Annotated in this window: 12 protein-coding genes; 8 read left to right on the top strand and 4 right to left on the bottom strand. The window is 45.2% G+C overall.

Translation table 11 applies throughout. The annotated features are described in order from the left end of the window. Positions 1–134 precede the first annotated feature (134 nt). The 7 genes from ABNK31_RS05145 to ABNK31_RS05175 all read left to right on the top strand — a co-directional run bounded on the left by ABNK31_RS05145 (position 135) and on the right by ABNK31_RS05175 (position 10,884). Complete coding sequence (locus ABNK31_RS05145; RefSeq protein ID WP_418894640.1) at positions 135–1,163, top strand: lysylphosphatidylglycerol synthase transmembrane domain-containing protein; 1,029 nt, start codon at positions 135–137, stop codon at positions 1,161–1,163. After that, positions 1,160–2,317 carry a glycosyltransferase family 4 protein gene (locus ABNK31_RS05150; protein ID WP_321579362.1) on the top strand — a complete coding sequence of 386 codons (1,158 nt, stop codon included), beginning with the start codon at positions 1,160–1,162 and terminating at the stop codon, positions 2,315–2,317. Before ABNK31_RS05145 ends, ABNK31_RS05150 begins: the two co-directional genes overlap by 4 nt. Before the next feature lie 183 nt (positions 2,318–2,500). Beyond that, positions 2,501–3,154, top strand: a complete 654-nt coding sequence (locus tag ABNK31_RS05155) for a hypothetical protein (protein WP_418894641.1) — start codon at positions 2,501–2,503, stop codon at positions 3,152–3,154. 8 nt (positions 3,155–3,162) lie between these two features. Continuing rightward, on the top strand, positions 3,163–4,467 hold the full coding sequence (locus tag ABNK31_RS05160) for an alpha-L-fucosidase (protein ID WP_418894642.1): 1,305 nt from the start codon (positions 3,163–3,165) through the stop codon (positions 4,465–4,467). A 736-nt stretch (positions 4,468–5,203) separates the two neighbouring features. After that, complete coding sequence (locus tag ABNK31_RS05165) at positions 5,204–8,356, top strand: SusC/RagA family TonB-linked outer membrane protein (protein ID WP_418894643.1); 3,153 nt, start codon at positions 5,204–5,206, stop codon at positions 8,354–8,356. A 33-nt stretch (positions 8,357–8,389) separates the two neighbouring features. Continuing rightward, positions 8,390–9,886, top strand: a complete 1,497-nt coding sequence (locus tag ABNK31_RS05170) for a SusD/RagB family nutrient-binding outer membrane lipoprotein (protein ID WP_418894644.1) — start codon at positions 8,390–8,392, stop codon at positions 9,884–9,886. A gap of 23 nt (positions 9,887–9,909) precedes the next feature. Further along, positions 9,910–10,884 (top strand): DUF1735 domain-containing protein, encoded by a 975-nt coding sequence (locus ABNK31_RS05175; RefSeq protein ID WP_418894645.1) that lies wholly within the window; start codon positions 9,910–9,912, stop codon positions 10,882–10,884. A gap of 252 nt (positions 10,885–11,136) precedes the next feature. Here ABNK31_RS05175 and menA read toward each other — a convergent pair whose 3' ends face one another. The 3 genes from menA to ABNK31_RS05190 form a co-directional block, all read right to left on the bottom strand. Beyond that, positions 11,137–12,042 (bottom strand): 1,4-dihydroxy-2-naphthoate octaprenyltransferase, encoded by a 906-nt coding sequence (gene menA / locus ABNK31_RS05180; RefSeq protein WP_418894646.1) that lies wholly within the window; start codon positions 12,040–12,042, stop codon positions 11,137–11,139. 86 nt (positions 12,043–12,128) lie between these two features. Next, positions 12,129–13,610, bottom strand: a complete 1,482-nt coding sequence (gene proS / locus ABNK31_RS05185; protein ID WP_418894647.1) for a proline--tRNA ligase — start codon at positions 13,608–13,610, stop codon at positions 12,129–12,131. 141 nt (positions 13,611–13,751) lie between these two features. Next, positions 13,752–16,310 carry a beta-mannosidase gene (locus ABNK31_RS05190; RefSeq protein WP_418894648.1) on the bottom strand — a complete coding sequence of 853 codons (2,559 nt, stop codon included), beginning with the start codon at positions 16,308–16,310 and terminating at the stop codon, positions 13,752–13,754. 222 nt (positions 16,311–16,532) lie between these two features. Here ABNK31_RS05190 and ABNK31_RS05195 point away from each other — a divergent pair, with 222 nt between their 5' ends. Beyond that, entirely contained in the window at positions 16,533–18,734 is a 2,202-nt protein-coding gene (locus ABNK31_RS05195) for a RelA/SpoT family protein (protein WP_418894649.1), read from the top strand. 127 nt (positions 18,735–18,861) lie between these two features. Here the strand turns inward: ABNK31_RS05195 and ABNK31_RS05200 are convergent, their stop codons facing one another. After that, the gene (locus tag ABNK31_RS05200; RefSeq protein ID WP_418894650.1) at positions 18,862–19,236 is read right to left on the bottom strand and encodes a 2-amino-4-hydroxy-6-hydroxymethyldihydropteridine diphosphokinase; all 375 of its coding nucleotides are present in this window, start codon (positions 19,234–19,236) and stop codon (positions 18,862–18,864) included. Positions 19,237–19,267 lie beyond the last annotated feature (31 nt).

A 19,267-nucleotide genomic window follows, 5' to 3' on the forward strand; every position in this document is an offset into this window, starting at 1 on the left:
ACAAAACAAACGCGGTTATGTTGTCCTTTATCAAGGCGCATTTAAACTTATAACGGTTTAGTGGAAGATATTTTCAATAAAATCAATACGGGAGCCCCGCTGTAGCTGTCCGGTATATAACGCGAAAAAGATAAATGAATCATTGGATAGCGTTCGTAAAAAAATACCGGCATTATTTCATTATCGGGCTGTTGCTTATAGTGGGCCTTTTCATTGCGCGCTTTATTTCGGGGATTGATTTTCGAGTGCTGCTGAAGTACTTGCGCGAAATGCCGGAAATGATGCTCCGGGTGCTGCTCGTATCGTTTTTGGGCTATCTTTCCGCATCGTTTGCCTGGATGTTATGTCTGGGTGACGAAATGAAGAAAGTCTCGTTTGTCGATATTTTTATCTTTCGTCATGTAGGTGAAATGCTGGGCGCCTTCAATCCCACGGGCGTAATAGCCGGAGACGGCCTTAAAGCGGCTTGCCTGCATCGGAAAGGCGTGAAAGAAGACACCATTTTCAGTTCCCTTCTCCTTTATCGCGCGTTAGCTATCTTATCGAGTATCTTTCTCATCGTTTTATCGGTGCTTTTTCTATCCATCGGTAAGATAAACAGCGGGCAATCGGCTTTCGTTATTCTGGCCGGCGTTGCGGTATTGGCTCTTATAGCGACTGTGCTGGTAATGTTTCTGATGCATCGTAACTTGTATTTCGGAAAACTGATGGAGAAGATGAGGCGGGTAACCAAATGGGGCCTCTTTTCCGATAAGTTTATCGAATCGTGCTATTCCGTTAACAAGGCGTTGTCGGTGTACATCCGTCAGCACCGGAACAAATTCATAGGCGCCTCGCTTTTATCCGTCCTGCAATGGGTGTTTGGCGCCATGGAGTTTTATATTGTCCTCAATGCTTTGGGGGTCGGAGTGTCGTTGGCCGATGCCGTCTCGGTAGAAATGGGGGTCGTTTTATTTAAGATGATAGGCGCCGTCGTTCCGGGACAGTTGGGTATTGAAGAGCTCGGCAACAAAGTCATGCTCGAAGCCATTGGCGTGGTGAGCAATGAAGTCTGGCTGGTGGTTTCCATCATGCGAAGGGCGCGACAGTTATTTTGGGTGCTGATAGCGGGTGTTTTCTCGCTGATGATAATGAAGACAAAACAAATAAAAATACGGAAATGACGGAGATCCTTTGCGTGACACATAAATATCCGCCTCATATCGGCGGCATGGAGCGCCAAAGCTATGAGCTGATAAAGGGGTTGGAAAAGTATTACACGGTGCATAAAATCGCCTACGAAGACAACGAAAACAAACTATTGTGGTTTCAGAGCCTCAAGTCGAAAATTCAGCAGAAACTCAAAGAGCATCCCGGCATCAAACTCATTCATCTCAACGACGGATCGATGGGCGCCGCCTGCCTGTGGTTGCAGAAATATACGCACGTTCCGGTGCTCGTAACCTACCATGGGCTGGATATCACTTTTCCCCTCGACTTGTATCAGCATAAGATAATCTCTCGTTTAACCGCTTATGACGGCGCTATCTGTGTGAGCGATTCCACGCGACAGGAATGCCTCGACAGGGGCTTTCGCGAAGAGAGCACGTTTACGGTGCGCAACGGCGTGGATCATTCCATTGCCGATCGGTCGTTCGACGCTCGGATAGTTGACAAATTGAAAGAAAAACAGGGCGTGGATGTCGCGGGGAAGAATGTGCTGGTGACCATCGGCCGGTCGGTGAAAAGGAAAGGTTTTTCCTGGTTTATCAAAAACGTGATGCCGTTATTGCCGGAGAATGTAGTCTTTTTGATGATCGGATCGCTGAAGCAGGAAATGCCGGTTGCCGAAAAAGTGTTATCTTCCTTATCTTCGACAATGCATAATAAGATACAGTTGATGTTGGGCGTGGAGTCCGACTCGCAGGACATCCTCGAGCAGTTGGCCTTGCATCCCAACGTGCATCATTTGGGCAATGTCCCTTATACCGATTTGTTGGATTTGACGGCGATGTCCGACCTGTTTGTGATGCCCAATATCGTCGTGCCGGGCGATATCGAAGGGTTCGGATTGGTTGCCTTGGAAGCGAGCATGTGCGGGACGTTTGTGTTGGCCTCCGAACTCAAAGGGATTACCGATGCGGTTATCGACGGGCATAACGGCTATCTGTTGCCGAGCGGAAAGGCGCAGGCATGGGCCGATAAGATTATAGAACTCTTCAACGATAAGCCGCGCTTACGCCAACTCTCGCAACAGGGAAGGGAATATACGCGTACGCATTATTCTTGGGAGATTATGGCGGAGGGATACCGTGAGGTGTTCGATCGGTTTATGTAAGAGGAGAGTCGTGGTGTAAGGTTCTCCGGTCATCAGTCTCCGGTCTCCGGTCTTCAGTCGCTAATTTGCTAATTTGCTAATCTGCTAATTCGCTAATTCGCTAATTCGCTAATTAGTAAATTTGCCAATTTGTAATTTATTTTTTACCTTTATCGCAAACTTTTGTCACGAATGTATTTTATAATGAAACCTTTACTATCCGTCTGTTTCCTTTTTATGGTCGCTTTTGCGCAGGCACAGCATGCACAGCGGCTATCGCATTATGTGTTTCCCGAATTCCGTCAAGGCACCGTGCTGATGAAAAACGGCGCCCGTAACGAAACGTTATTGAACTACAATTCATTGTCTGAAGAGATCGTCTTTAACAATCACGGTTCCCTTTTGGCGATCGGCAAGCAAGTCTTACCGCAAATCGATACGGTTTTCATAGGGGACAGTCGTTTTGTCCGCATCGATCAAACGTTTATGGAATGGATCGAGGTGAATGAAGATACCCGGTTACTGGTCGAGTATAAATGCAAGCTTATTCCGCCCGGCAAACCTGCGGCCTATGGAGGCACTTCGCAAACGTCCTCCGTAGAGAGTTATTCCTCCTGGTTAGCCGATGGACGAGTCTATGACTTGAAATTGCCCGATGAGTACAAAGTGAAGCCTTATACGGTTTACCGGATCGGTCATGGAGGGGAGTGGAAGAGTTTCTCGTCTCTTAATCAGTTAAGGAAGATCTATAAAGATAAAAAAGAAGCGATAAAAGCATATACCAAACAACAGAAAGTCGATTTTGATAATCCCGACGAAGTTGTTCGGCTGCTTCATTATGTAGAATCGAATAAATGAATGGCGTTATGAAACCTGTTTATTTCCTCCTTTTATTTCTTTGTGTCAGCGTCGTACTGCCGGCACAAAAGGGTTATGTCCCGACAACAGAGAACCTCCGGAACCGCGAAGATTTCCGCGACCGGAAGTTCGGTGTATTCATTCATTGGGGACTTTACAGTATGCTTGCCGACGGCGAATGGGTAATGAATAACAAGAATCTTCCTTATCGGGAATATGCGAAACTCGCCGGAGGATTTTATCCCTCCAAATTCGATGCGGCCCGGTGGGTAGCCGATGTAAAGGCCGCCGGGGCAAAGTACCTCTGCATTACCTCGCGGCATCACGACGGCTTTTCGATGTTCGACACGAAGAAGTCGCCTTATAATATTGTCGATGCGACACCGTTCGGGCGCGACATTCTCAAAGAGCTGGCGGATGAGTGTCACAGGCAGGGCATCCGGTTGCATTTTTACTATTCGCTGGTCGATTGGTACCGAACCGACTATAATCCCGTGGGGCGTACCGGTCGCGAAGCCAGCCGCACGTTGACCGGTGAATGGCCGGCCTATCATCAATTCATGCTCGACCAACTCACCGAATTGCTTACCGGTTACGGCGAGATCGGAGCTATCTGGTTCGACGGGGTATGGGATCAGGATCAGAATCCTGGGTTCGACTGGCGTTTGGACGAACTCTATGCGCAGATCCATCGTTTACAGCCTGCTTGCATGATCATCAACAACCATCACCTCACGCCGTTTGAAGGGGAAGACGGCCAGACTTTCGAACGAGACCTGCCGGGCCAGAATACCGCTGGCTATTCGGCCTCGTCCACGATCAGCAGTCTCCCGTTGGAAACCTGTGAAACAATGAATAAATCGTGGGGATACCGTATGACCGATACCGCTTATAAATCGGAAAAAGAATTGATTCATTATCTGGTGAAGGCAGCCGGAAATAACGCGAACTTGTTGATGAATGTAGGGCCGCAACCCGATGGCGAGTTTCCTGCTGCGGCCATGGAACGCTTCCGGGCCATCGGGAAATGGCTCGAGCAGTACGGCGAGACAATTTACGGTACGCGCGGCGGGCCGGTTGCTCCCCGTCATTGGGGCGTGACCACGCAAAAAGCGGACAGGTTGTATGTGCATATCCTTCAAAAGGAAGATGAGGTGCTTTTTTTACCGGTACCGGGGAAGACTATTCGATCGGCCAAAACGTTTATCGGCAAAAAGAACGTCGAATATACCGTCGTGCCCAGCGGTATTGCCTTGAACGTGAGTGAAGCGACTGATGCAATTGATTTTGTCGTGGAGCTGGAACTACAGTAAATAGATATGAATATGGAAGATGAAGTTTCTAAACGTTTATTGATGCAAAGTTACGGAGAACTACTCATTTAGGGTAGTTCTTTTTTTCAATATAGCGGACTTTCAGTTTTTCGCTTCTAATTCTTTTACTATGGAATCGCCCCCCTCTCTCTTCTAAAAAAAAATAATAGCAATTTCAGTAATAAAAAAGGGAGTATTGATATACTTCGTTTCTATTTATTCGAGTCTTTACAATGTTAAATTTATAATTTTAACACTGTATTTTTCCGTTGTAAAGTAAAATGATATATTTTTGCGTGATAAAAAACAAAAATGTTTTTATAAATGGAACTCAGATTATGCATTGACACTTTAGTATCCTCTTTATTAACAAAAGTTAACGGGGGGGGGGGGTATACCCTTCTTAATCCTTCCAGAACCTTTTTCCCTACTCCATTTATCTGTTTTTTATATTATTCTTTTTTACATTCCGGAATCTCTTCTCGGAGTGGTCTCCTTTTTTTATTCATTCAACCGGAGCATAGTATTCGGATCCTCTTGGAATAAATTCTCATCCTATATACAACACTATCCCTTTCCTCTAAAAGAAAATAGTGCCTGAATTGCATCTTCCCCGGCAGGGGATAGTGGTTTGGCCCGAAGTCTTTTTTTATGAATTTCCGGCTATTAAATTGGTGTAATAGATAATTAAACGCAAATGAATACAATGAATTTATTATTAATTAAAAAGTAGAGTATGAAAAAGAAGTTTGTATTGTTTTTATCCTTATTCCTTATAGGAATAGGGCTGGCAACTGCCCAAACCCGCGTGCGGGGGACAGTTGTCGATGAGGCGGGCGAGCCTATTATCGGGGCGACAGTTACGATTAAGGGCGTTTCCCAGGGGACAGCTACTGATATAGACGGGAATTTCAGCATTACCGCCCCCGAGGGAGGAACCTTGGTTGTCTCCTATGTGGGCTACCAGTCGCAAGAAGTTCCGGTGAGTGCAAATGTAAGAGTGACTTTGGTGGAAGATTTGAAAGTATTGGATGAGGTTGTTGTAACTGCTTTTGGATTACAGCGACAAAAAAGAGAACTCGGTTATTCTACTGCTCAAGTTAACAGTGAAGAATTGATTCAGGCACGAGCTGTGAACGCAGCAACCAGTTTACAAGGTAAAGTTGCGGGACTGAATGTTTCTTCGTTGGACAATGGTGTCCTTGAGGATGTAAAAATCAATTTGAGAGGTATTCGTTCTCTCACCGGCAATAATAATCCTATGTTACTGTTGGATGGTGTCCCCGTGGGACTTAACCTTTTGAGTACTATTAATCCGAATGATATTGAGAATGTCAATGTATTGAAAGGTACTTCGGCTGCTGCTATTTATGGACCGGATGCACGAAACGGGGTAATTATCGTTACTACGAAGGCCGGTACAAAAGATGGTAAACCGGAAATTACCGTTAGCAATTCTACACAATTCAGCAATATATCGTTCTTACCGAAATTTCAAACACAATTTGGCCCGGGTGCATACGGGGAATATATTCCTTATGAAAACTGGTCGTGGGGGCCTGAATATGATGGAAGTGAAATTGTGATAGGTGAACCTTTGGAAGACGGTACAGAGCAAAAAGGCATCTATTCTTCCATTCGCAATAACCGGCGAGACTTTTTCACTACGGGAGTAACTGTGCAGAATGATATTTCGTATGCAACAAAGGGATTTTTCCTTAGCTTGCAAGATGCTAACATTACAGGTGTCGTGCCCGATGATGAAAGCCGAAGAACGGGAGTGCGGTTGAATGCTTCTCAAACCTATAAGAAGTTTACGGCATCATTCAATACGAATTATATTTATCAAAAATATAATGTGTTTGATAATGTGGGCATGGATGATTATTATGAAGCCAACAATGTCGGTTTGAACGAAGGCCTAATGAATCTTATTTTTAGTACGCCGGCACACATTCCGTTGACTTCCTATAAGGATTTCGAAAATAATGAATTTGCCAAGTATAATAATTATTACAATCGTTACGGCATTAATCCATATATTGCGTTGGATACATGGAGAAGAAAAGGCCTTGACCAGAATATGATTAGCAGTCTCGATTTGAAGTTGGCCGTTACCGACTGGCTGGATTTGAACTATCGTGCTGCTGTGACATACACCAGCCAGGTATCGGAGCATGATCAAAGGCGGATTCCCACAACCGCTTATGGAGCAGGAAGAGGATTAGATCCTGTGCCTCAGGCCGTCGAAAATGAATCTTATATAAGTAACCGCCTGTCGTCGGAGTTTTTTGCCAATTTCCATAAGACTTTTGGCGATTTCAAGGTCAATGCAATTGGCGGTACGTATGTCCGTGATGTATTATCGAGGACAACGGGAGTAAATGCATCGAATCTTATCATCGAAGATTTGTTTAACGTGTCGGGCCGTCCGGGTGAATTGGACGGTTCTTCGACGGAATTGCATACCCGGATGTTTTCTCTGTATGGCAGCGCCAGTGTAACTTTCAAAAACTATGCAACCATCGAATTTACGGGACGTAACGATCAGACCTCGGTGCTGGATCCGAGTAACAACAGCTTTTTCTATCCAGGTGTGAATGCATCGTTTGTTTTGACGGATGCTGTTCCTGCATTACAATCGGATGCTTTTAATTTCTTGAAATTACGCGGTTCATGGAACAAAACGGGTAATGCCGATATTGAACCTTATCGTTTGGCCGCCACTTTTTCACAATATGACGATGGAGGTCTTACTTCTCAAACACCTTCCGGCTTTCCATTTAGTGGAATCCCCGGATATTCTGCCGACCAAATATCTTATGACAGATATTTGAAACCGGAATTTATCGAAAGTGTGGAAGCCGGATTTGAGGCGGGTTTCTTTCGCAACAGGATTAATTTGGACGTAACCTATTATAATCAGAATAACACAAACCAAATTGTGAACATTCGAGTTCCTCGTCCAACAGGTTATAATTTGGCTTATATAAATGCTGCGTCATTTCGAAATTTTGGTTTTGAGACCCAATTAAAATTGTCACCGCTGGTAGATTTCGAAGATGTAAGGGTAAACTTTACCGCCAACTACTCGTATAACAACAGTGAAGTTTTAAGTATCTATAATGATTTGGACGAACTTTCCATCGGCGGTTATGTAATGGCAAGTAATGCGGCTGTAAAAGGTCAGCCGGCATTTGTGCTGAATGCTACCGACTATAAGAGAGATGATCAGGGACGTGTAATTATTGATTACGCAACAGGATATCCTATCCCGGACGAAGTGAATAAAAAATTCGGTCGTACTATGCCTATGCACATGATCGGCTTGAATCCCTCCGTACAATGGAAAGGGTTAACCCTCTCCGCTTTGTTCGAATATAAAGGAGGTCATTATGCTTTCAACATGATCGGCAGCGATATGGCATGGACCGGAGTTTCCGAAATTACGGGAGCTAATCACCGCGAACACTTTGTATTTCCTAATTCCGTTTACGAAGACCCCGATAATCCCGGAACCTATATTCCGAATACGAATATTACAACTACAGGAGATGCGGCCGATTTCTTCACAAGCGATGCTTATCGTAGTGTAGCTTCAAACTTTATTACCAGCGCAGCTTCTTGGCGTTTCAGGGAATTGTCGCTGACCTATGATCTTCCCAAGTCGTGGCTTGCCAAACAGGATGCCATTCAAAGTGTGAGTGTAGGGTTGATCGCCCGTAATTTGGTGCTTTGGCTACCGAAAACCAATGTATATTCTGATCCTGATTTCAGGGGAAATCAAGACTTCCTTAGTGGAGCAAATGGAAATATTGCGGGTATTTCGAATGCCACTGTTAATCCTCCCACGCGTACTATCGGAGGAACAGTTTCTATTAAATTTTAACGGATAGATTTTGTAATCAATAAAAAATTCGAAATGAAAAAAATATTATTTATCATTCTTATAGGCGCTCTGTCGCTAAATGGTTGCAGCGATGCGTTTTTCGATATTAACAAAAGTCCGAATAACGCTACCGAAGACAATATGACTCCTAGCCTGATTTTGCCGAGAGCTTTGCATAGGTTTGCCGACAAGTCGGCTACAGGCTATCGTATTTATTTGCATTGGATGGGGTATTGGGCCCGTTGTGCAGGCGGTTATGGTCCCAATACTGACGAAGAATCCTACCAACTAACTTCATCTTTTATGACGGCTTCTTGGTCTGACATGTATGATATTCTTAAGGATTTTGATGTAATAGAAAAAAAGGCGTTGGAACGTAATGAAACTGGTTATTTAGCAATTGCTAAAATTATGAAATCGATCGGTTTTATGCAGTTGGTAGACCAATACAATAATGTCCCATATTCCAAAGCATTCAATTTGAGTGAATATATGCTTACACCTTACGACAAAGGACAAGACGTTTATAATGCTCTTATCGCGGATCTGGAAGAGGCTGATGTCCTTTTACAAGAAGCGTTAGAGGAAAATAATTTGGATATTAAAACTGCTGATATTCTGTTCGGAGGCGATTTTGCGAAGTGGCGCAAACTGGGAAATACCCAACGCCTGCGTTTACTCATTCACCAAACCGGTTTGCTCAGTAATGCGGAATTAAAAACGGAGGTGGATAAAATTGTGGCTAACGGAGGAGGTTTTCTCGGTGCCGGTGAAACAGCCAATGTTCAACCCGGATATGCCTCGGATGTGAACAAACAAAATCCTTTCTGGAATACTTACAATACCAACGACGCAGGCGGGTTAGACAATTTCAACAGGGCAAATAATTATTTTCTGAATTTATTGAAGGATAATGGAGATATTCGTTATACACGTTTCTTTGCAAAGGCTACCGCTCCCGTAGGCGGCGTGGAGTATGCAGGGTTTGATTTCGGTATTGAATCTCAAGCCGGGCAGTTAACCTCGACTCAATCGTCGATGGTCTCAGGTCCAGGCATCATTTCCGGTGCTAGTGATCCGTTATGGCTCTTTACTTCTTTCGAAAGCCTGTTCCTGCAAGCCGAAGCTATACAGCGCGGCGCTTTGGCCGGCAACGCTCGAAATGTTTACGAAGCCGCCGTAAAAGAGTCTTTTAACTGGCTGGGAGTACCCGATGGGGCGGAGGATTATTTGACAAACACAGAAAAAACTTTTGCGAACTGGGATGAAAATTCGGATAAACTTCTGTTGATAGCAAGGCAAAAATATATTGCCATGTATGGCATCAACGGACTGGAAACCTATACGGATTACCGCCGTACCGGTTTTCCGGATACCGAGGATATACTTTCGGTTAGAGCAGGCGTAACGAATTCGATACCTAAACGGTTAATTTATCCTGTTGAAGAGTATCAATATAATGCTGCCAATGCTACCGCCGAAGGAACTATAGACCCGCAAAAGGCTACTGTATTCTGGGATGCAAACTAATAAATTTTTAAAAGGAAGAAAATATGAAAAAGTATAAATACGGATTAATTATATCTGCATTAGTCGCTCTCGTGATGGGATTTACCTCCTGCTTGAACGACGATATGATAGATGACCAAAAATATGGCATTATCAATTTAAATGCCAACAAGATCATTGAATTTCCTGATGGTGCGGAATCATTTACGTTGAAAAACGAAGGATCGAAGCAACTCAAATTGGGCGGAATAAGGCTGGCTGCCGAAAAACCGGCATCGGAAGATATCGTCGTAAGTCTTACAATAGATCGGTCTGCAGAAATACTAGGTGCTTCAACACCATTGCTTCCGTCGAATGTCATTACCTTTCCTGCTACGATCACCATACCTGCGGGGAGGCGGGTGTCTGATTCGATTACGATAACCATAAATACGGATGAGCTTAAGGCCGACCCTCAATATTTGGCTATTTCCATTGCTTCGATTGATAAATCGGATTATCTGGTCAGCGGTAACCTGGGATATTTGACTCTCAACTTCAAAGGCCCACATCAGTGGGAAGGACGTTATGCGTTGACTGGAACGATGACAGATGCTGCCAGTCCAAACTTGACTCATGTTTCATCATTGTGGGTGATCGATACGAAAAATAATCCGAATGGTGATCCCTATACTGTTCAAATACGTACAAAGAATAGTACAACTTTAATGTTCTTTGATGAGATCATACAAGGGGATTATATTTATCCGATAAGTACAGGTACCAGTTATAGTGGATATGGATCTTTCGCCCCAGAATTTGTTTTTGATGAGGAAGGAAATATTACGGCTGTCGTGAATCATCATGGCCAGCCTGCCGCCAATACGCGTGAGGCGGAACTCGACCCCTCCGGAGTAAATAAATATGATGAAGCAACAAAATCATTCCAAGTATCCTATTGGATGAATCAACCTTCTTCAATTGCCGGTCATCGCTCACACATAGTAGAGACCTATACTTTTATCGAAGAGTTAGAATGAATATAATTGGAAAGGTATCATTACACCGGTTATCCGGAAGATCAGTTTTAAATGAGGGTATTGAAAAATCATTAGAAGATAAAACCTTTCAATTAATTTTTTACATAAACTCTACAAAAAATTAAACTCTATTGAAAGGAATTTTGGACAGGGCTGGGAGCGATCTTCGCCCTGTCTTCTTTGTTTTTTATCCGACGCGTAAACGGAACCGGCACAAGTCTGAAAGTGAGAAGACGTAAATGAGAGCGGTTTTTAGATATTAATACATATCGAAAAGACGATAGCCAGTAACAGGCCTGACATAGAGGTGAGTCGTAAGTAGGGATCCATCGCCTTATTTTGTTTTTGGAAAAGATCGTTGAGTATTTTCAATTGAAAAAGGAATACGATTGCATACAAGTATCGGTACCAGGGAGCCGGGGCAAATAGAAAACTATATTGCAGGAAACAAGTGAACATGCCGAAAGTGAGCAGCGCATGATAAATGCGCGCATTGGCCAATCCTAAGCGCGAGGCGACAGTGATTTTGCCCGATGAACGGTCGTTATCGATATCCCGCATATTGTTTATGTTCAAGATCATGGTGCTGATGAATCCCAGTCCGATTGCCGGCAGTACCGGTTGGAAATCCAAGGAGAATGTTTGCAGGAAATAGGATCCGATGACGGCTACGGGACCAAAGAATAAGAATGCAAAAAAATCGCCCCATCCTTTGTATCCGTATGCATTCTTTCCGACCGTATAAAACACCGCCGCCAAAATTGCACACGCACCGATGCCCAACATAATCAGCACCCACTTCCAGCCGATGGCTTCGGCCACCCGCAATACGAGTAGTGCGCCGATAGCCGCAACAAAAAGGATAACGAGACCGATTCCCCTTTTCATAAGAGAAGGGGTTATCTTTCCGCCTTGTACGGTGCGTGTGGGTCCTTGTCGTTTACCGGTGATGTCGGTTCCTTTCAGGTAATCGCCTAAGTCGTTAGCCATGTTGGTCAGCCCTTGCATGCTCATTGCCAGGAGCAATGTCAGGATAAACGTAACGGCGTTGAGCCCGGACTCGTGAAAGGCCAAGCCATTGCCGAGAACGACCGCTCCTACCGCAAGAAACAACGTCCTTGGCCGGAATGCTTCTATCCAATCTTTTGCAGATGCCACGTTTATAATTACAAATTACAAATTACGAATTACGAATTACAAATTACCATTTACCAATCTCCAACCTCTAACCTCTAATCTCCAGTTTAATACGACCGGGCGAAGATAACGCGTTGGGCCGAAGGTTTGCCCGTTACCATACATTTGCCCGGAGTTTTATCCCCTTCGAGCGGAATGCAGCGAATCGTAGCTTTGGTTTCGTTTTTAATCAATTCCTCCGTTTCAGGAGTTCCGTCCCAATGGCATAGCAAGAAGCCTCCTTTTTCAATCTCAACTTTAAATTCGTCATACGAGTTGACTTCCCGCGTTTGCGAGACTCTGAAGTCGAATGCTTTTTGATAGATGTTTTGTTGGATGTCGTCGAGAAGGTCTTTGACCCTTTGCTCGATGCCGTCGCATGAAACCGTTTCTTTGGTTAAGGTATCGCGCCTCATCACTTCGATGGTGTTATTCTCCAAATCACGCCCGCCGATGGCTAAGCGCACCGGAACACCTTTCAGTTCATATTCGGCAAACTTCCATCCCGGCTTTTTATTGTCCGAGTTATCGTATTTCACGCTAATGCCCAGCGATTTCAACCGTTGGACAATGCCTGCAACTTTTTCATCGATCTCCGCCAGTTGTTCGTCGTTCCGGTAAATGGGAACGATGACTACCTGATGTGGAGCCAATTTGGGAGGCAGTACCAACCCGTTATCATCGCTGTGCGACATGATAAGCGCCCCCATCAAGCGGGTCGAAACGCCCCATGAAGTCGCCCACACATAATCGAGCTTGCCGTTTTTATCGGTAAACTGCACATCGAAGGCTTTGGCAAAATTCTGCCCCAGGAAGTGCGAAGTGCCCGATTGCAACGCTTTGCCGTCTTGCATCATTGCTTCAATAGTATAAGTGTCGAGCGCTCCGGCAAAACGTTCCGAGGCCGATTTCGTGCCTTTGATGACCGGCATGGCCATATAATTTTCCGCGAATTCGGCGTATACGTTGAGCATTCGTCGGGCTTCTTCCACGGCTTCGTCGGCGGTGGCATGCGCCGTATGGCCTTCCTGCCAGAGGAATTCAGCGGTACGCAGAAACAGACGGGTACGCATTTCCCATCGCACGACGTTCGCCCATTGATTGATGAGCAGCGGCAGGTCACGATACGATTGGATCCAATTCTTATAAGTACTCCAGATAATGGTTTCGGAAGTGGGGCGGACGATGAGTTCCTCTTCGAGTTTAGCGGCCGGATCGACGATCACACCTTTTCCGTCGGGGGAATTCTTTAGTCGATAGTGGGTTACTACCGCGCATTCTTTAGCGAAACCTTCCACGTGGTCGGCTTCACGGCTGAAAAATGATTTGGGAATGAATAACGGGAAGTACGCATTGACATGCCCCGTTTCTTTGAACATATCGTCGAGTTGGCGTTGCATCTTTTCCCAGATAGCGTAGCCATAGGGCTTTATCACCATGCAGCCGCGTACGGCCGAATTTTCTGCCAGATCGGCTTTGATAACCAAGTCGAGATACCACTGCGAATAGTCTTTGCTTCGCGGCGTAAGTTCTTTCAATTCCTTTGCCATATACTATTTATCGATTGAATATTTTTTATTTAAGGATGCAAAGATACAAATTTATTTTCGCATCCTCCAATCTCCAATCTCTAATCTCCAATCTCTAATCTCCAATCTCCAATCTCTAATCTCCAATCTCTAATCTCCATTTTAATACGTCTCTCGCAAATGTTTCACCGTGATGGGTGTTTTAGCCGAAGCTTTCAATTCGGGAGACGTTATGACGATGGTTTTCTTTTCGCCCGGAAGCAAGTCGAAGAAGTTATCGCTAAACGATGCACCCAGTACCGGAATTTCCACGAACACGTCTTTTGCCAGTTTCTTACCGGATAAGGTGACCGTATATTTTCCATCGGCATACTTCACCGTATGATGGACGGCCGTTTCCGGCAGTTCCAGTTTATTGGGCCAGTAGAAATAATAGTTCCGCTGCGAGATCACAGCACCTTTCTTATCGCTTAACCAGGCGTGTATGACGACACGGTGTTTCTCCTCTTCCGTAACCAGCTCCGATGTGTTGAACGCTTTTACCCGAGTGCTGGCATTGGCTTTGGCCGATATCTTTTCGGTAAACGACTTCAGTCTCTTTCCCGAGAAATCGAGCACTTGTACGTTTAGTTGCAAGTCGTCGATATCTTGCAGGTTATCGGACATGGTGAAGTAGGTGAGGACATTGTTTTTATGTTCCACACCTAAAGCCAGCGGTGCAAACACATTCCTCATTTTATAATGTTGCGCTTTCCAGTTCTGGTAATAATCGATACTCGACCACGAAACTACGGGCCAGTCGTCATTGATTTGCCAGTAAAGGGCGCCCATGCAATAAGGCCGTCCGCGGCGATTGGCTTCCACGGCTTCCTCCATGCCGTTGCCTTGCATGATAAGGCCGACATAGATGAAATCTTCGAAGTTTTTAGGCGTATGATAATACATTTCCATGTATTCTTTGATCGCCTGGTTGCCGATACCGCTTTTTTGATGCGTTTTCATTACATCGGAGTTGATATCGAAATCTTTTTCTTCGGCAAACGTGCGAATGGTCTTCATTTCGGGAAAGGATTGGAATCCGAATTCGCTGGCAAAGCGGGGCAACCTGTCCGCCATCGCTTCGAAAGGCATGCGTCCGTGCCATAATCCCCAATCGTGAACGTCGCTGGCGCTGAATTTTTCGGGACGCCCCCAGTTGGAATCGTAGGGCGAACCGTGGATATAGCTGCGTGTGCCGTCATATTCCGTCACCAGCGAGGGGATCAATTCGCGGAAAGTCTTGTCATAGCCGCGACGCCATTCGTCGAGCACTTCCGAAGGATATTCCTTATCCCATCCCCAATAATTGATTCCTTCGTATATTTCGTTATTGCCGCACCAAAATGCCAGCGAGGCGTGGTTTCGCAGGCGCTTGATATTGTAGACGGCTTCTTCGGCAACGTTTGCCAAAAAGGCATCATCCGAAGGGTAGGGGACGCATCCGAAAATAAAATCCTGCCAGATGAGAATGCCTTTTTCATCGGCGAGGCGATAAAAGTAATTGTCTTCGTAGGTCCCGCCGCCCCATACGCGAAGCATATTCATATTTGCCGAGGTGACATGATCGAAAAGCCGTTCGTAGTAAGCCGAATCTTGTTGGGTGCGCAGGATCTCTCCGGGAATATAATTCGCGCCTTTGGCGAACAAAGGGATACCGTTCACTTCGAAGTAGAACGACCGTCCGTGTTCGTCCTTCTCTTGTACGAGACGTACGGAACGGAAGCCGGTGCGTTCGGTTGTTTGCGCAATCGCTTGGTCGCGGATCGAGAGGGTCACCGAAAAATCGTATAGATATTGTTCTCCCCAGCCGGCCGGCATCCATAAATGAGGGTTCTTGACGGTCATGGGCAGCGAAACGATGTTTTTTCCTTTTTGCAATACCACGTCCTTCTGCACCGTTTCAACCGGTTTGTTATCGAATGAAGCGCTGACCGACAAGGTCGCCGGGCCTTCGGTTACGGAGTAGACTTCAACTCGATGCTCTATCTCGGCCTTTTCTTTACCGACGGATGTTTGCTTGACGAAATAATCCTCGATGCGTGCCTGATTATAAAAGGTGAGCGACACCGGTTTCCAGATGCCCATCTGAACGAGCCGCATTCCCCAGTCCCAGCCGAACTGGTAAGGCGCTTTGCGTGAGAAAACGCTCATCTTGACGTCGCTATGATCGTTTCCGGCCGGATAGTTATAGCCGTTGGTCAAATACGCAGGCTCCATATAGGTGACGGGCGAATGAAAGCGGATGTACAACTTGTTGTCTCCTTCGCGAAGAACGTTTTTCACCGACACTTTGTGCCCGACGAACATGTTTGCCGATTGAAAAATACGCGAGCCATTTAAAAAGACGTCGGCATGGGTATCGAGTCCTTCAAAAAAGATTACGGCATCGTCGTACTTCAGTTGTTCGGCGGTGACAGAGAACGTTTTTTTGAAATCCCAATCCTCCTTTTCGGGCCATTGTACCTTCTTTTCATTCGTGCCGTAATACGGATCGGGTAATACTTTATAGCGAATCAAATCGCGTTGTACCGATCCCGGCACTTCGGCGTTCCGCCAATCGTTTTTGCCGGTTTGTGTAAATTGCCAGCCATCGTTGAGTGGCAAGTAAACTTCCGACGCTTTTTGTGCTTCCATCGAGAAGCAAAATAAAGCTCCGAGGATCATCATCATGACTTTTTTCATATTCTCTGTTGCATTATTTAATTGTATGTGTTTCCTATTTCTTTCCTTCCAATGTCAGCCTTTTTCTTCATGTTCGCTATAATCCACAGCAAAAATACATAAATAAAGCCAAAAGGCAAAGCAAACCGGGGCGCATCATTTTTTATAATATTCCGCATCAAAAAGTGATCGTTTGGAACAAAAAATAGTAAATTTGTGCATTGCAATCAAAAACAAGAAGCAATGGAAGAACCTCTACTGATCGAACGGAAGGATTTTATTCAGCTTTACCGTAAGCTATATGGCTTTTTACGGCGCGAGTGGACTTTGGAAAAGACTTGCCTGTTAAAGAGTATTGTCTCCGATTCGTTGCGCACGCAGGAGGGCGTCTTTGACAAGGCGGCTTTACGCGACTTGATACACCGCATGAAAACGGCGGCTATTACCATTGATGAAATTGGATTGAAGCAGCATACTATTTGTGCGGTTTTACTTTTCCAACCGATTCAAAAAGAGGTTTATTCTTTACGTGAGACGAAGAAGTTTTTTGGAAACGAAGTCGAAGGTATCCTGCGCGGATTGCTTAAGGTGAATGAATTCAGCGATAAAAAAACGGCGGTGGAATCGGAGAATTATATCCGCCTGCTGTTGTCTATGGCGGAAGATATTCGTGTGGTTTTTATTATGATCGCCCGTCATCTGGCGCTGATGCGCGAGGCGCGTAACGGCCAGCAAGCGGAACGCTTGGAACTGTCCGTCATGTCGGCCTATCTGTATGCTCCGTTGGCTCATCGTCTGGGTTTGTATTCGATAAAATCGGAATTGGAGGATTTGTCGTTGAAATATACCGACCGTGATATGTACGATTACATCGCCACGAAACTGAACGAAACGAAACGCGAGCGCGAAAAATATATCGAGGAGTTTATCCATCCGGTGAAAGAACGGCTGGACAAAACGGACTTAAAGTACGATATCAAAGGACGGACCAAATCGATTTACTCGATTAACAACAAACTGAAAAAGCAGAAAATCCCATTCGAGGATATTTATGATTTGTTCGCCATTCGAGTCATCCTCGATGCGCCGCTCGACGAGGAAAAAGCCCAATGTTGGCAGGTCTATTCCATCATTACCGATATGTATCAACCCAATCCGAAACGGTTGAAAGATTGGTTGGCTATTCCCAAAAGCAACGGCTACGAATCGTTGCACATTACCGTGATGGGCCCCGGCTCGCGCTGGGTGGAGGTGCAGATACGGACCCGCCGCATGGATGAAATCGCCGAGAGAGGTCTGGCGGCACACTGGAAGTATAAGGGAATAAAAGGTGAATCGACGCTTGATGAATGGCTAAGTTCGCTACGGGAGTCTCTCGAAAATAAGGATGCCGATATTCAGGAAAAATTGGGGGACTTTAAACTGGATTTATACGACGAAGAGATTTTTGTCTTTACTCCGAAAGGAGATCTTTTCAAATTGCCCAAGGGCGCTACCGTACTCGATTTTGCATTTGCTATTCACTCTAAACTGGGTGCTTCGTGCGTGTCGGGAAGGGTGAACGGGAAGAACGTACCGATAAAATATGTGTTGAAAAGCGGCGATCAGGTGGCGATAAATACTTCGTCGCATCAGTCCCCCAATCAGGATTGGCTTAGTTTCGTGGTGACTTCAAAAGCCCGTACCAAAATCCGTCAGCTTCTGAAAGAGGAAGCCGCCAAACAGGTCGATATTGCCAAAGAAACGTTTTCCCGCCGGATGAAAAACCGGAAGATCGATATGGATGACTCCATATTGATGCAGCTTATTAAAAAGCTGAAATATAAAACGGTGACCGATTTTTATGCGGACATTGCCGTGGACAAGTTAGATATTAATTGGGTGATTGACCGCTATCTCGAACTCGAAAACAAGGAGTCCGAACAGCGTGATTTTGCGGCGAACGTAAGTGCTGAGAATTTTGTTGTCAGGCCCGGGTCGGTCGTTGAGCAAGCACAAGATGAATTGGTGATCGACGAACATCTTACGGGCATCGATTATAAGTTAGCCAAGTGTTGCAACCCGATTTTCGGAGATGATATTTTCGGTTTTGTCTCGTCGCAAGGAATAAAGATACACCGGACAAACTGCCCCAATGCGCACGATCTGTTTTCGCGGTTCGGATATCGTGTCATTAAAGCCCGGTGGTCGGGCAAAACGGGCAGTTCCAACTATGCCACTATCTTGCGTATTATCGGAAACGATCAAATAAATATTGTTTCCAACTTAATGTCGATCATTTCGAAAGAAGACGGTGTGCAGTTGCGGTCCATCTCCATCGATTCCAACGACGGCTTGTTTCAGGGAAACATCACTGTGATGTTGGCCAATACTTCCATGCTGGAACAACTGATGAAGAAGCTCAAGTCGGTGAAAGGTGTCAAATCGGTTACCCGGTTGAATTAGCCCCTTTCTACCTTCCCCCGAAAGGAGAAGAACTGCGGGGTATCCGTTGCCGTTCCGAAGAATCTGTCCTTAGCCTATGTAGATGGTCGCAAAAACCCTATAGAATCGTGCACCCGTCGCAAAGAGACTATGCCGATTCGAACTTATTCATTAGATACTGGACATAATTCCGTTCGTAATCCGAGGGGCGAAGTATTTCGTCGTCGTACTTCAAGACATCGATATCGATGACGACTTTGCCTATTTCTTTATCTTGTGGAGTCCTGCCCAATGCCGATTCGATACGCTTTACTTTTTCTATGATTTCTTTCGATGTCAAATCGCTTTGAAACATAGCCAACGCGTTTCTGAAGGGATATGGATACAATCCTTCCCCAGGCATATTAATGATAGTGGGGGTGAAATTAATTTCAGGAAAAATATGATGAAGCATTCTTTTTGCCTTATCAATATTTGCCTTTGCGTATATGTTCGATCCGATGCTTAATAATATCTCATGCATAATAAGAGATTTAAAATACAAATGTACAACA

The sequence above is a fragment of the Limibacterium fermenti genome (assembly GCF_041902845.1).
Taxonomy (GTDB): Bacteria; Bacteroidota; Bacteroidia; order Bacteroidales; family Dysgonomonadaceae; genus Limibacterium; species Limibacterium fermenti.

Excerpts from the sequence above, each read along its gene's own strand:
- ABNK31_RS05145 (WP_418894640.1), top strand. The coding sequence starts at position 135 with ATGAATCATTGGATAGCGTTCGTAAAAAAATACCGGCATTATTTCATT.
- ABNK31_RS05150 (WP_321579362.1), top strand. The coding sequence starts at position 1,160 with ATGACGGAGATCCTTTGCGTGACACATAAATATCCGCCTCATATCGGC.
- ABNK31_RS05155 (WP_418894641.1), top strand. The coding sequence starts at position 2,501 with ATGAAACCTTTACTATCCGTCTGTTTCCTTTTTATGGTCGCTTTTGCG.
- ABNK31_RS05160 (WP_418894642.1), top strand. The coding sequence starts at position 3,163 with ATGAAACCTGTTTATTTCCTCCTTTTATTTCTTTGTGTCAGCGTCGTA.
- ABNK31_RS05165 (WP_418894643.1), top strand. The coding sequence starts at position 5,204 with ATGAAAAAGAAGTTTGTATTGTTTTTATCCTTATTCCTTATAGGAATA.
- ABNK31_RS05170 (WP_418894644.1), top strand. The coding sequence starts at position 8,390 with ATGAAAAAAATATTATTTATCATTCTTATAGGCGCTCTGTCGCTAAAT.
- ABNK31_RS05175 (WP_418894645.1), top strand. The coding sequence starts at position 9,910 with ATGAAAAAGTATAAATACGGATTAATTATATCTGCATTAGTCGCTCTC.
- proS (WP_418894647.1), bottom strand. The coding sequence starts at position 13,610 with ATGGCAAAGGAATTGAAAGAACTTACGCCGCGAAGCAAAGACTATTCG.
- ABNK31_RS05190 (WP_418894648.1), bottom strand. The coding sequence starts at position 16,310 with ATGAAAAAAGTCATGATGATGATCCTCGGAGCTTTATTTTGCTTCTCG.
- ABNK31_RS05195 (WP_418894649.1), top strand. The coding sequence starts at position 16,533 with ATGGAAGAACCTCTACTGATCGAACGGAAGGATTTTATTCAGCTTTAC.
- ABNK31_RS05200 (WP_418894650.1), bottom strand. The coding sequence starts at position 19,236 with ATGCATGAGATATTATTAAGCATCGGATCGAACATATACGCAAAGGCA.